A 13,036-nucleotide genomic window follows, 5' to 3' on the forward strand; every position below is an offset into this window, starting at 1 on the left:
TTCACATGCGGTTTTACAAGTCATCATTTTCGTGTTGTGCCATCGTATTCATCTAATAGTTCTGCAAAACTCTTATTTGCTTCTCGCTCTTTTTTTTCACGTTTAAGTTTTTCTTTACGTGCTTCCTCTGCTTTAGCTTCTTCTTGGGCAAGATTTTGTTTTGCTTCTTTTAATTTAGATAAGACGTCTTCCCCTAATGCATCCGCTAAAAGAAGGGAGCCATCTTCTTTTGGTTTACTTGATGGTCTCTGTTGTGGTTTTTTTTTCGCCATAGTTCGATCTCCTCTTTTCTAGTTAAGGTCGCTCTACTATCGTTGCAACTCCTTGGCCTCCGCCTACACATAGTGTGGCGAGACCACGTTTTGCATCACGACGCTGCATTTCGTGTAACAAAGTAACTAAAATTCGAGCACCGCTTGCCCCGATTGGGTGCCCAAGTGCAATTGCGCCGCCATTTACGTTTAATTTATCAGTATCAAATTTCAACTCCCGGTCGACCGCTAATGATTGTGCTGCAAATGCTTCGTTCGCTTCAATTAAGTCCATGTCCTCCAATTTCAAATTTGCACGTTTAAGTACATTTGACACCGCTTGTACTGGACCAATCCCCATTACCGCAGGATCTACTCCTGCATTCGCATTGGCAGTTATGACCGCAAGCGGAACAATTCCAAGAGCATCCGCTTTTGTTTTAGACATCACGACAAGTGCAGCAGCCCCATCATTCAAACCTGATGCATTTCCAGCTGTGACACTGCCTTCTTTTTTGAAAGCAGGACGCAGCTTAGATAATTTATCTGCAGTAGTGCCTTCTTTTATATATTCATCCTGATCGAAGATAATAGGCTCACCCCGTCTAACAGCAATTTCGACCGGAACAATTTCTTCCGAAAACTTCCCTTCAGCACGTGCTGCTGCAGCTTTTCTTTGTGAATTCGCTGCGAATTCATCTTGTTCTTCACGTGTCAGCTCATAGCGATCACATAGGTTTTCAGCGGTGACGCCCATATGATAATCATTAAAAGCACACCATAACCCATCTGAAATCATTGTATCCACCATTTTTTGGTCACCCATTTTAAATCCTCCGCGTGCATTGTTTAGTACATAGGGTGCTTGGCTCATACTTTCCATACCACCTGCAATGACCACTTCTGCATCACCCGATAAAATTGCTTGCCGTGCGAGCTGTACTGCTTTTAAACCTGATCCGCACACTTTGTTAATTGTCATTGCGGGAACTTGTTCGGATAGTCCAGCTTTCATAGATGCTTGACGGGCCGGATTTTGACCAAGACCAGCTTGAAGTACATTCCCCATGATGACTTCATCGACATCAGTCTCTTTCAGTCCCGCTCGGTTTACCGCTTCCTTAATGACGAGCGCCCCTAATTCAACAGCACTTACATCTTTCAACGCACCTAAGAAAGATCCTATCGGTGTTCTTACAGCACTTGCAATTACGATTTGTTCAGACATTTTAACTCCCCCTAATAGTGTTTATCCATTTTCCCGATTAGAAATACTGAACATTCCCACATATGAATTGCCTGCATCTGCTACAGTCCGTTAGAATAAGATGTAGGAGGGATTGTATGTTCAGTTTACCAAAAGATGTGACAATTATCGAGGTAGGACCAAGAGACGGATTACAAAACGAGAAAAACCAGGTAGAAACTGAAGTGAAATTAAAATTTATCCAGCAACTAAAAGAAGCAGGCATTACCGAAATGGAACTAACTTCATTTGTTTCACCCAAGTGGGTTCCCCAAATGAAAGATGCAAAAGAAATCATGACACGTGCCGACTTAGTGGAACGTTCAATTGCCCTTACTCCGAACGCAAAGGGAGTTGAACTCGCATTAGAAGCTGGCGCAAACAGTTTGGCTGTTTTCGTAGGTGTTAGTAATACCTTTAACCAAAAAAATATTAATCGGACAACTGCAGAAAGTGTAGAAGCACTTACTCCTGTAATTTTAAAACTTAAAGAACAAAATGTTTTTGTTCGAGCATGCATTTCAACTGCATTCTATTGTCCATACGAAGGAAAAGTTGAAGTGGATGAAGTGATTGAACTGTGCAGACAGTTTGTTGCACTCGGTGTAGACGAATTAAGTGTAGCGGATACAATCGGAATGGCAAATCCTGTGGAAAGCTATGAATTATTCACTCGACTTCGTCAATCGTTCCCATCCGTATTGTTAACTGCCCATTTCCACGACACTCGAAAAATGGCACTTGCTAACATTTTTGCTTCTCTGCAAGCAGGTATCGATCGATTCGATTCGTCCGCTGGGGGTTTAGGTGGCTGTCCTTTTGCAAAAGGTGCGACAGGTAATGTAGCTACGGAGGATGTAGTCAATATGCTAAATTCTTTAAAGATAGATACAGGGATTCACTTAGATACCTTATTTCTTGCAATTGATACAATCGCACCACACGTGTCACATCCTATAGAAACTGGTATGTATCGTCTATATCAAAACGAAAAGGGCTAAGGAGTTGAGTTCTTTTGAGAAAGCGCTTTCTTGCAATCGCTAGCGGCGTGACAGTTATTGCGACAGCTGCGATTTCTGCATTTGGGATAATTGCCACTAACCGATTGATGTTTTTAAAAATTAAAGACGCGGAAGTTGTGCTAAAGCGTGAATCGATTGCAAGACGTTTCGATGCTCATTGGTATGAAGCCATTCCAAAAACAACCTTAAAAATCGCATCTCCTAATGGATACTCTCTTCACGCCGTCTTTTTAAGGCCGCTAGAGACAACTCGAACAGTTATTATTTGTCACGGTGTTACAGAAAACAAAATAAATTCAATGAAGTTTGCTCGTATGTTTGAACGGCTTGGATTCAATTCAGTTGTATATGATCATAGACGTCATGGAGAGTCAGGTGGAAAGACCACTAGCTTTGGCTACTATGAAAAGATGGATCTTCAAGCTATTATCCAAGCAATTCGCGAACGGATTGGACGCAGGGCATTGCTCGGCATTCATGGGGAATCGATGGGCGCTGCTACTATGATTCTAACTGCGGGAACGTATCCTGAAGAATCGGATTTTTACATAGCAGATTGCCCGTTCTCCGATTTTACAGATCAAGTTTTTCATATTCTGAAAACAACCACTCCGCTTCGTACACCTAAAGTAATTCGAATTGCTAATATCTTTCTGAAGTTACGCGACGGGTACACCACATCGTTGGTTTCTCCGAAGCAAGTGATCACACATATAGAACGGCCGATGCTATTTATTCATAGTTTAGAAGATGACTTCATACTTCCCGAGATGACTGAGGAATTGTATGAACAAAAAAATGGTGCAAAATCTATAAAGTTATTCAAAAAAGGTGCGCATGCACGTTCTTTTAATGAAAACCCAGAAGAGTATGAGGCGACAGTCAAACGTTTTTTACGCAAGTATGGGTTTCTAAATTGAAAACCCCGTTCAATGTCGAAACATTGAACGGGGTGTTATTTTAATTATTCAAGAAAGCAATAAAAACTTAATATATTTACAGTTTAACGCTTTTCTTTCTTTTTCTTAGCATCTTTTTCAGACGCTTTTGACATTTGAGACATCATTTGATTAATTTTCTTTTGAGAAGGTTTCTGCCCCATTTGCATCATCATCATTCGAAGCATATCTTCATTAATCGGCGGGTTATCTTTTAAATATTTCATCATATATTGACGAGCTAAGAAGAAACCAAGTGCAACCCCCGCTGCGAGTGCAACGATGATTCCAACAATCCACCAAACAGTCATACGTACTACCTCCCCTACTGCAATAGTCCAAGTGTTTCCACCAAGAAGGATTATACAGCATTCTAACCCTAGTACGCAATGTCTCCGTTAGGTTATTCTCATTTTTTCGTAATCATTTTTCCAAAACAAGCTATTCAACACTTGGGCCAATTACACAAGCACGTGTTGAGACTCGACTAGAGTGGACGCATACTTCACTGGCTTTAGCCAGCCCCACTCTCCAACCTCATCCATAATCGCAAAATATCGGTCTTCTGCACTTGAGAGAGCCACGAACAGATCCAGGTCCAGCATACGTGAACCGTGACACGCTGCGTGTAGTGCATGACTTGAAAAACCGATATCTATCGTTCCTTTAAGAGGGTGCGTAAGCGTATATTTCATATCCCCAGCTTCAACTGTATGAAAGTTCTTTCCTAATTCATTCATAATCGCACTTTCAATTGACTCAATCTCTAATCTGTCACATAAATAACGTACTTCTTGCAAATGGGTATCCCGGCCGTCTGCTTTCAACAAATCATATAGCAGCCGTTCCCGTCCAAGTACAAAAGTCTGGTAGGTTTCTTTAATTTTATAGATCCCGTAAGTTCGCATGAATGACCACTCCTTTACATTTATAGTACAGGTCTGTTTATGAAAAGGCTGTCACTTCGCGGAATAGAACACCACTAATTGTGTCGAAATGTCAAAATAGTGTGATTTACAATAGTTAATATTAATAAAACGGAAAAATTCATTAAAAAAAGCAAGGGCTATGAATAGCCCTTGCACTAATGATAATTATTTACCTAGCATTGAAGACACTTTAGAAACAACGTTTTCTGTACTGAATCCATACTCTTTCATAACGACATCACCAGGTGCGCTTGCTCCAAATGTGTCAATCGCAAGTACATCACCATCGCTGCCGACATATTTATGCCAGCCAAGTGACGCACCCATTTCAATTGAAAGTCTCGTAGTGACAGCTTTAGGAAGAACCAGCTCTTTATAAGAAGCATCCTGATCTTCAAAACGATCCCAAGAAGGCATTGAAACGACAGAAACATCGATTCCCTTATTGTTTAACTCTTTTTGTGCGTCCACAGCAAGTCCAACTTCAGAACCTGTTGCAATTAAGATTGCTTCCGGCTGTTCCCCTTTACTAGGAGAGACGACGTATGCTCCTCTACTTACACCATCTGAAGCTAGTTCAGCGGATTTCTCCAGGACTGGCAAGTTTTGACGGGATAGTACGAGTACAGTCGGTTTATTCGTTGAAGTTACAGCTAAGTTCCATGCAGCTGAAGTTTCATTCGCGTCACCAGGTCGAATAACAGATAATCCCGGCATAGCGCGAAGCGAAGCTAAATGTTCCACTGGTTCGTGTGTTGGGCCATCCTCGCCAACCGCGATGCTATCGTGAGTAAACACATAGGTTACAGGTATTCCCATCAATGCAGATAAACGGACAGCTGGACGAACATAGTCACTAAACACGAAGAAAGTTCCGCCAAATACATTTAAACCGCCGTGAAGTGTCATCCCATTTAAGGCTGCTCCCATTGCAAATTCACGTACTCCGAACCAAATATTACGACCCTCAAAACTTCCTGGAAGGAAATCTCCCGCGTCTTTGATAGCAGTTTTGTTCGAACCTGCAAGATCCGCGCTACCGCCAAAGAAAGAAGGCAGAGCTTTTGCAATTGCATTTATCGCATCACCTGATGCAGAACGCGTTGCAACAGACTTCCCTGCTTCATAGACCGGTAATTGGGCTTCTACTGAAGCTGTATCAGTTCCCTCGATTGCGCTTTTCAGCTGTTTAGCTAAATAGCTGTGTTCTTGTTCGTAGGCTCCAAGTAATTTGTTCCATTCGGTTTCGCTATCGACTCCAAGTCGTTGAACTGAAGTTTTAAATGTTTCGTACACTTCTTCAGGCACATAGAAGTCTTCTTCAAAAGTCCACTTGTAAGCTTCTTTTGTTAATTTCATTTCATCTTCACCCAGTGGTGCACCATGAGCGTCAGATTTCCCAGATTTGTTAGGTGATCCGTATCCAATGACAGTCTTCACTTCTATAAGCGTCGGACCGCCTGTGTTTTGTTTCGCTTGCTCAATTGCTTCTGATAAATGGTTTGTATCATTACCGTCAGCAACATGAATATAATTCCAACCATAAGATTCAAAACGGCTTTGAATTTTCTCCGTAAAGGACATATCTAATTCCCCATCCAGAGATATGTCATTGCTGTCGTAAAGTACTATTAACTTGTCGAGTTCAAGGTGACCAGCAAGTGAGATTGCTTCTGCTGCAACACCTTCCATTAAATCGCCATCGCCACATAAAGCATACGTATAGTGGTCTACAATATCAAAACCTGGTTTGTTATATGTAGAAGCGAGATGCTTTTCTGCCATCGCCATTCCTACAGCCATTCCAATTCCTTGACCTAATGGACCTGTCGTTGCTTCCACACCTGCTGTGTGGCCATATTCAGGATGCCCTGGAGTTTTCGATCCCCATTGACGGAAATTCTTCAACTCTTCCATCGGCAAGTCATAGCCGCTTAGATGAAGCATGCTGTATAGCAGCATAGAGCCATGACCAGCAGATAAGACAAAACGGTCACGGTTGAACCAGGCCGGATTAGATGGGTTATGGTGCATATGCTGTGTCCATAAAACGTAGGCCATTGGAGCAGCACCCATTGGAAGGCCGGGGTGACCTGAATTCGCTTTTTCGATAGCGTCGATCGATAATGTTCGGATCGTATTAATCGCCAATTGATCAGTAGTGGTAGACATTGGTAAAAACACCCTTTCGCATTATCTTTTTTTAACTAGATTCCTCATTCATTGTAATGAAAAAACCACAGGAATACAAACTGTGGTTTAAAGTGGTGACTTGCTTAGTTCAAAAACTTTTTGTTTTGAGCATCCTTCACTTTTTCAGGTGTTACGTCATTTCCATCCGGGTCAATTACTTTTACACTTTCAATGGTATCTCTCATTGTAGAACGAAAAGTCTTTAAATATTCGCTTCGCAGCTGAGATTGCTCTTTGGCTTCTTCAATTGAAAGCCCTGATGTTTTTGCTTTTTTAGCAAGTTCATTGATTCGTTTCATTTTATCATCAGACAACATTACGTTCCCTCCATTACAGTTCGTCAATTAGAACGTAAACAAAAAAGATCAGAAGTGCAACCAATTAGACTTCTTGCCCTGCAATATATTCTTGGTATCGCCTATGGACAGTCGCTTTGCTCACATTGTGTCCAAGTCCTTTTAAAACGGAAGTGATTTCTTCGAATGTAAGTCCTTTGTCGCGTAAAGATACAATTTCATGAACAGGTGTTTCTATCCTTTCTCTCCCCTCAGAATTTCCCTGATTACGTAAGTTACGTTCTGGTCTATAGCCTGCTTCAACTGCACGTTTCATGCCTCTTCTAATTTTAGCATTATGTAATTTTCTTTGATATTCTTCCACAATCGCAAGAATTTCAAGTAACATTGAATCCATTTCATTCAATTCGAGCGGTCCGCTGTCATGGTTCGTAAATACGGACGTATTCGTTTTTGCAAACAAGTGCAATACAGCGACCCGCGCATTTCCTCTTCCAAGACGTGTTTCATCTTGAATCAAAACCGCTTCAACAGTTTCTTCTCTAACGTAATCTAAAAGTTCCAGCAAGCCTTCCCGATCCAATTCATAACCGCTATGTTTGTCAGTAAAAGATTCTGCTACTGAAAAACCAAGTGTTTGTGCCAGTTTTGAAAGTTCTTCCTGCTGCCGGGTCAGCGATAATTCTTGTGTATCTTTCTCTGTGCTGACTCTGCTGTATAAAACACACTTTCCCGTGCCCATGGTTATTCTCCTTCCTCAGCTAAAACTAAACGCGTATCATCAAGCCCAACTTCTATATATGCAGGCAGTTTTAAATCATCTCCTGCAACAATGACGGAACCATTCAAGTTATTTAGCGCAGATACTTCACGCATCCATTGTTCTGAAGGCATATCACCTGCGTAGCGCTCAGCGAGATGTGTAAGAGTATCCCCTTCTATTATAGTCACTTCAACATAATCTTGTGGAACTGATAACTTTTGTATAAGGACGAATGTTAAAACCGCAAAAAGAATAAATGCTGCTATGATATTTTTGTTATTTTGGATGATTGTCATGTTAAAATTCCTCCTTTAGAATATACGTTCGCTTGTTGTTTTTTATTATATGCGAACAGGGGTTTGTATGTCAACAGTAAAAATCAGAACCTTTGTTTGCCATACGTACGAACACCTGTTATACTATTTTCATAGAAACACTTCGCAGAGCAACGATCGCTGCAAAAATAGTGAAGAGGTGAAAACAGTGAAAAAGATCTCCAAAAGACAAGAAGATATACTGACGTTCATTAAAGATGAAGTACAAAAAAAAGGCTATCCGCCTTCCGTCAGAGAAATTGGTGAAGCCGTCGGTCTTGCTTCCAGCTCAACCGTCCATGGCCACCTAGCCCGCCTTGAAAGTAAAGGGCTTATCCGAAGGGATCCAACGAAACCCCGCGCAATTGAAGTGTTGGACCAAGATGGAATGGATGAATTAAAAACAGGTGTTCTCCATGTTCCGCTTGTTGGTAAAGTAACTGCTGGGATGCCGATTACTGCTATCGAAAATATCGAAGAATACTTTCCGATTCCAGACTCTTTCGGGACCTCTGAAGATAGTTTGTTCATGTTAGAAATTGTTGGAGAGAGTATGATTGAAGCTGGGATTTTAGATGGAGACCGCGTAGTTGTTAAACAACAACACACAGCGAGTAACGGAGAAATTGTTGTAGCGATGACTGAAGAAGATGAAGCGACAGTAAAACGCTTCTTTAAGGAAAAAGATTATTTCCGTTTACAGCCTGAAAATTCATCAATGGACCCCATCATTATTGAAAACGTTTCGATACTAGGCAAAGTAGTCGGCGTTTACAGAACAATACATTAACTTTGCAAATAAAAACTGCTTACTCGTATTTGATAACAACGGGTAAGCAGTTTTTCAGTTTATAATTTTTTATTTTCCTGCGTCTCATGAAATTCTGGTGAAGTTTTCGCTATTCGCCTACAATTTCATGTACAGCTTAGCATTCAAGGTTTAATCAAATTAAGTTCGATCAGTTTTTCTACTGATGACAAGATTGCCACTTTTACATGTTCGTATGTTAGTCCCCCTTGCACATACGCTGTAAATGGCGGACGAATCGGGCCGTCAGCTGTTAACTCAATGCTAGAACCTTGGATGAAAGTTCCTGCTGCCATGATGACATCATCTGCATACCCCGGCATATAGGAGGGAACCGGGCTGACGTGAGCGTCAATTGGTGAGCTCGCTTGAATCATTTGACAGAAAGCAATCATTTGCTCTGCATTCTCAAATGATACAGATTGTATTAAATCTGTCCTAACTGCTGAAAAATGAGGCGATGTTACAAGCCCATATGATTCCAGCATAGCTGCAGTGAATTGTGCACCTTTAACTGCCTGACTTACAGTATGCGGAGCTAGAAAGAATCCTTGGTACATTTCACGTAAAGTATCGAGTGACGCCCCTGCTTCTGCACCTAGTCCGGGTGAAGTCATACGATAGCTGCATTTTTCGATTAAATCGGCCCGACCTGCAATATAGCCGCCCGTTCTCGCTAATCCTCCACCGGGATTCTTAATAAGGGAACCTGCCATTATATCTACACCCACGTTTGTCGGTTCTAACTCTTCGACAAATTCACCATAGCAGTTATCCGTAAATATAATAATATCAGGATGATTCGCTTTGATACGTTTTACCATGTTACTAATTTCACTCACAGTAAATGATGGTCGATCAGCGTACCCTCTCGACCGTTGAATGGCAATTATTTTTGTCTTGCTTGAGATTTGACGCTCAACTTCTTCAAAATCCACATTTCCATCTTCCAATAAATCTACGTGCCGGTAACCAATATTGAAATCGTTTAAAGAACCTGTGTCCTGATCACCGCCAGAAACAATCGATTCTAATGTGTCATATGGTTTCCCCGTAATATACAACAAGTCATCACCCGGGCGCAAAATACCAAAGAGTGTAATTGCGATCGCATGTGTTCCTGAGATAATCTGTCCCCTTACAAGGCTCGCTTCCGCGCCGAAAACGTCGGCATATAATTGTTCCAGGACCTCTCTTCCGGCATCATCATATCCATAACCGGTTGAACCTGATAAATGAAAATCACTCACTTTATTTTTTCTAAAAGCAGACAATACTTTGCGTTGATTCATCAATGCGATTCGCTCTATGGCCTTAGCATATGGTTGAATTTCAGTTTCGACTATTTCTGCTCGATTCAAGATTTTGTCGTTCATTTGCTGTATACTCATTCAGGATGCTCCAATCTGTTTCGTAGGTTCATTGCTCATTTTAGCAGGTAGAACAAGTTCGGTAAACGGCAGAGGCTATAGGGTGCACTAGAAACAGGTTGAATGGAGGAAATTAGTAGTGACGTGGGATGTGTTTAGTCTAATCGGAACAGCAGCGTTTGCAATATCTGGCGCTATTGTTGCGATGGAAGAAGACTTTGATATGTTTGGTGTATATATTTTGGGGATGGTAACTGCTTTCGGAGGCGGTGCTGTACGCAATGTATTTATCGGTGTGCCTGTTTCCGTCCTTTGGGGACAAGGGTTATTTTTTATAGTCGCATCGATATTGATTGGAATCATATTTTTCTTTTCGGGTTATCTATTGAAGACATGGAATCGATGGGGCTCTTATTTTGACGCCATCGGTTTAGCTGCATTCGCCATTCAAGGTGCTTTAATGGCAGTGGAAATGCACATGTCCATGTTTGCTATCGTTGCAGCGGCTGTTCTCACGGGTGCTGGCGGTGGGGTTATACGGGATTTGTTAGCTGGTCGTCAGCCCTTGATTTTTAAAAGTGATATCTATGCGGTTTGGGCAGCGCTCGCTGGTCTCATAGTAGGTTTCGATACATATGTCCATGATGTATCTCTCTACCTATTGCTGGCTATTACAGCTGCACTTAGGATGCTTTCTATAAAGTTTCATTGGCAACTGCCGCAAAGATCATTATTGGGCAAATAAAAAAGGCCGTTATGGCCTTTTTTCATTGTTCATCTTTTAAAATTACAGGTTTGGATGGCACATAAGTGGAAATTGCATGCTTGTAAATCAGCTGTTGTTTACTATCGGATTCCAATAGTACTGTGTAGTTATCGTATGACTTAATGATTCCTTTCAATTGGAACCCGTTCGTCAAAAACACAGTTACAAACGTGTTATTCTTTCTCAATGAATTCAGGAATGTATCCTGCATGTTGGCATTCGACATTTTTTGTACCCCCCAAAATTCTATTTCGCAATTAATGCCTGCTCTTTGTATTCGCTGCGCGAAGATGAATCTCCTTTACTTCTTTGCATATTTTCTCTGCGAGCGTGCTCATTTCAATTGTCGCATCGAACCAGTTGACCTCAAGTTTGTTTCTGAAATACGTCATTTGACGTTTCGCATAGTGACGCGTGTTCTTTTTTATTAGCTCTATTGCTTCCTCTTCAGAAATCGTTCCTTCAAGCACTTGGTACAATTCCTTATATCCAATTGCTTGTATAGATTGTACATTTCGGATTCCTTGTCCCCATAACCCTTGCACTTCTTCATAAAGGCCTTTTTTTATCATCTGATCCACACGCTGGTCAATACGCGCATATAGCTTTTCACGCGGCAGTTCTAAGCCAATTATGAACGCATTGTACATAGGTGTAGATCCTTGGTCAGCTTCGTGGACTGCTTTCGTGGCTCCACTCACTTCAATTATCTCTAACGCCCGAACAAGTCTACGATGGTTATTGGGATGAATTTTCTTAGCGCTTTCTGGATCTAACAGTTGCAGCCGGTCATATAATTGTATCGCTCCAGATAGTTCCAGTTCTTGTTCCAAACGTTTTCTAACTCCCAAATCTGCTGCAGCCTCTGTGAATCGATAGTCGAATAGAACGGATTGCATGTATAGTCCCGTGCCGCCAGCAATTATAGGGACTTTACCACGAGACTGTATTTCTGATATTTTTTCACGGACAAGTTTTTGATATTCTGCCGCTGAAAAAGACTCTTCAGGTGACTTAATATCAAAAAGATGATGGGGAATGCCTTTCTTTTCATCATCGGTAATTTTTGCAGTGCCTATATCAAGACCTCTGTATACTTGCATTGCATCTCCGTTAATCACTTCACCATCTAAGCAGTGTGCAAGACCCACTGCAAGGGCAGTCTTGCCAGAAGCGGTCGGTCCGGCGATCGCTAATACCTCTTGAGAATTGGTCATAACGAATTCATCCATTGTTTCATCACTTGAAGTACTGAATCTCTAGAAGGGCCTTGAAGAGACTCATGTCGTACATCCTCGAACAAGTGAACTGTCACATTATCAACGCCTGCTTCTGAAAATAGCCTTGCTGCTTCGAATACGCCTCTTCCCTGGTCACCGACGGGATCAGCAGTGCCTGAAAATAAAAGTACAGGAAGACGTACAGGAACAGATCTATAATTTTCCGATGTGCTAATCAGTTTTAAACCATTAAACAACACATGGAAAAATCGGTTTGTAGAGACCGCTCCTGATAGAGGATCATCTATATATTTTCGAACACTTCCTCGATCAGTTGAAAGCCAGTCGAATTTGGTTTCAGGATTTTTTATCATTTTGTTATATCCACCGAAACCTATGCTATCAAGCATATTACTAGGTGCATGACTGCCGTCTTTCCATGCTAATATTGAGGACAGGAGACTACCGCCAATTCTTGTCACTCCTGGTTTACCAGCTGTCCCAGAACATATTAGGCCATCTATTTCTGTTCCATACATTTGTGAGAATCTGCGAGCGACAAAAGAGCCCATGCTATGTCCGAATAGAATTCTTGGTACATCTGGATAGATAGTTTTATAAGCATTCATAACTTCGTACACATCTTCCACAAGTCTATCGAAAGTAACACCATCTGCAAAATCACCTAATTGGTGACTTTCAAGAGCTAATGGGCCATGTCCCCGTTGGTTAAAACCGGTTACTACATACCCCTCCTTCGCAAGATCGATCATTACTTCTTCGTACCGGCCAATATGCTCTGCCATCCCATGTACAAAATGGATATGAGCACGCGGCTTTTTAGTGGGTACCTGTACGTAAGTGTCTAAAACCATACTATCTGACATAGTGATTAGTTTCTGCTCCAACCTAATTCCCCC

At 41.5% G+C, this 13,036-nt stretch carries 16 protein-coding genes; 4 read left to right on the forward strand and 12 right to left on the reverse strand.

Annotation, left to right across the window (positions count from 1 at the left end; genetic code table 11):
* Window positions 1-23: 23 nt before the first annotated feature.
* Together QT716_RS03680 and QT716_RS03685 are read right to left on the reverse strand one after the other, a co-directional pair.
* Window positions 24-272, reverse strand: a complete 249-nt coding sequence (locus QT716_RS03680) for a DUF3886 domain-containing protein (RefSeq protein WP_317934544.1) — start codon at window positions 270-272, stop codon at window positions 24-26.
* A 22-nt stretch (window positions 273-294) separates the two neighbouring features.
* Entirely contained in the window at window positions 295-1,479 is a 1,185-nt protein-coding gene (locus QT716_RS03685; protein WP_317934545.1) for an acetyl-CoA C-acetyltransferase, read from the reverse strand.
* Window positions 1,480-1,595: 116 nt separating this feature from the next.
* Between QT716_RS03685 and QT716_RS03690 the strand changes: the two genes are divergently transcribed.
* On the forward strand, window positions 1,596-2,498 hold the full coding sequence (locus tag QT716_RS03690; protein WP_317934546.1) for a hydroxymethylglutaryl-CoA lyase: 903 nt from the start codon (window positions 1,596-1,598) through the stop codon (window positions 2,496-2,498).
* A gap of 14 nt (window positions 2,499-2,512) precedes the next feature.
* A complete protein-coding gene (locus QT716_RS03695) occupies window positions 2,513-3,439 on the forward strand; it encodes an alpha/beta hydrolase (RefSeq protein WP_317934548.1) in 927 nt (308 codons plus the stop codon).
* 83 nt (window positions 3,440-3,522) lie between these two features.
* Here the strand turns inward: QT716_RS03695 and QT716_RS03700 are convergent, their stop codons facing one another.
* The 6 genes from QT716_RS03700 to yneA form a co-directional block, all read right to left on the reverse strand.
* Entirely contained in the window at window positions 3,523-3,768 is a 246-nt protein-coding gene (locus QT716_RS03700) for a YneF family protein (RefSeq protein WP_116016511.1), read from the reverse strand.
* Between the two features lie 150 nt (window positions 3,769-3,918).
* Entirely contained in the window at window positions 3,919-4,365 is a 447-nt protein-coding gene (gene sirA, locus QT716_RS03705; RefSeq protein ID WP_317934550.1) for a sporulation inhibitor of replication protein SirA, read from the reverse strand.
* Window positions 4,366-4,551: 186 nt separating this feature from the next.
* On the reverse strand, window positions 4,552-6,558 hold the full coding sequence (tkt, locus tag QT716_RS03710; RefSeq protein WP_317934552.1) for a transketolase: 2,007 nt from the start codon (window positions 6,556-6,558) through the stop codon (window positions 4,552-4,554).
* A gap of 104 nt (window positions 6,559-6,662) precedes the next feature.
* Window positions 6,663-6,896, reverse strand: coding sequence for a DUF896 domain-containing protein (locus tag QT716_RS03715; protein ID WP_317934553.1), 234 nt, complete (start codon window positions 6,894-6,896; stop codon window positions 6,663-6,665).
* Between the two features lie 64 nt (window positions 6,897-6,960).
* Window positions 6,961-7,617 carry a YneB family resolvase-like protein gene (locus tag QT716_RS03720; RefSeq protein WP_317934554.1) on the reverse strand — a complete coding sequence of 219 codons (657 nt, stop codon included), beginning with the start codon at window positions 7,615-7,617 and terminating at the stop codon, window positions 6,961-6,963.
* Window positions 7,618-7,619: 2 nt separating this feature from the next.
* Window positions 7,620-7,934 carry a cell division suppressor protein YneA gene (yneA, locus tag QT716_RS03725; RefSeq protein WP_317934556.1) on the reverse strand — a complete coding sequence of 105 codons (315 nt, stop codon included), beginning with the start codon at window positions 7,932-7,934 and terminating at the stop codon, window positions 7,620-7,622.
* A 187-nt stretch (window positions 7,935-8,121) separates the two neighbouring features.
* Here yneA and lexA point away from each other — a divergent pair, with 187 nt between their 5' ends.
* Window positions 8,122-8,742: a transcriptional repressor LexA gene (gene lexA / locus QT716_RS03730; RefSeq protein ID WP_317934558.1), complete on the forward strand. Its 621-nt coding sequence runs from the start codon at window positions 8,122-8,124 to the stop codon at window positions 8,740-8,742.
* Between the two features lie 143 nt (window positions 8,743-8,885).
* Here the strand turns inward: lexA and QT716_RS03735 are convergent, their stop codons facing one another.
* Window positions 8,886-10,151 (reverse strand): methionine gamma-lyase family protein, encoded by a 1,266-nt coding sequence (locus tag QT716_RS03735; RefSeq protein WP_317934559.1) that lies wholly within the window; start codon window positions 10,149-10,151, stop codon window positions 8,886-8,888.
* A gap of 118 nt (window positions 10,152-10,269) precedes the next feature.
* Here QT716_RS03735 and QT716_RS03740 point away from each other — a divergent pair, with 118 nt between their 5' ends.
* Window positions 10,270-10,875, forward strand: coding sequence for a trimeric intracellular cation channel family protein (locus QT716_RS03740; RefSeq protein WP_317934560.1), 606 nt, complete (start codon window positions 10,270-10,272; stop codon window positions 10,873-10,875).
* 22 nt (window positions 10,876-10,897) lie between these two features.
* Here QT716_RS03740 and hfq read toward each other — a convergent pair whose 3' ends face one another.
* Genes hfq through QT716_RS03755 form a run of 3 tightly spaced genes read right to left on the reverse strand, consistent with a single transcriptional unit; the run spans window position 10,898 to window position 13,024 of the window.
* Window positions 10,898-11,122 carry an RNA chaperone Hfq gene (hfq, locus tag QT716_RS03745; RefSeq protein WP_317934562.1) on the reverse strand — a complete coding sequence of 75 codons (225 nt, stop codon included), beginning with the start codon at window positions 11,120-11,122 and terminating at the stop codon, window positions 10,898-10,900.
* Between the two features lie 31 nt (window positions 11,123-11,153).
* Window positions 11,154-12,113 (reverse strand): tRNA (adenosine(37)-N6)-dimethylallyltransferase MiaA, encoded by a 960-nt coding sequence (gene miaA / locus QT716_RS03750; RefSeq protein WP_398292443.1) that lies wholly within the window; start codon window positions 12,111-12,113, stop codon window positions 11,154-11,156.
* Window positions 12,110-13,024, reverse strand: a complete 915-nt coding sequence (locus QT716_RS03755; protein ID WP_317934565.1) for an alpha/beta hydrolase — start codon at window positions 13,022-13,024, stop codon at window positions 12,110-12,112. The genes miaA and QT716_RS03755 overlap by 4 nt, the downstream gene beginning before the upstream one ends.
* Window positions 13,025-13,036: the final 12 nt, after the last annotated feature.

Origin of the sequence: Sporosarcina aquimarina, assembly GCF_033253705.1 — a bacterium.
In the GTDB taxonomy this organism is placed as follows: Bacteria; Bacillota; Bacilli; order Bacillales_A; family Planococcaceae; genus Sporosarcina; species Sporosarcina aquimarina.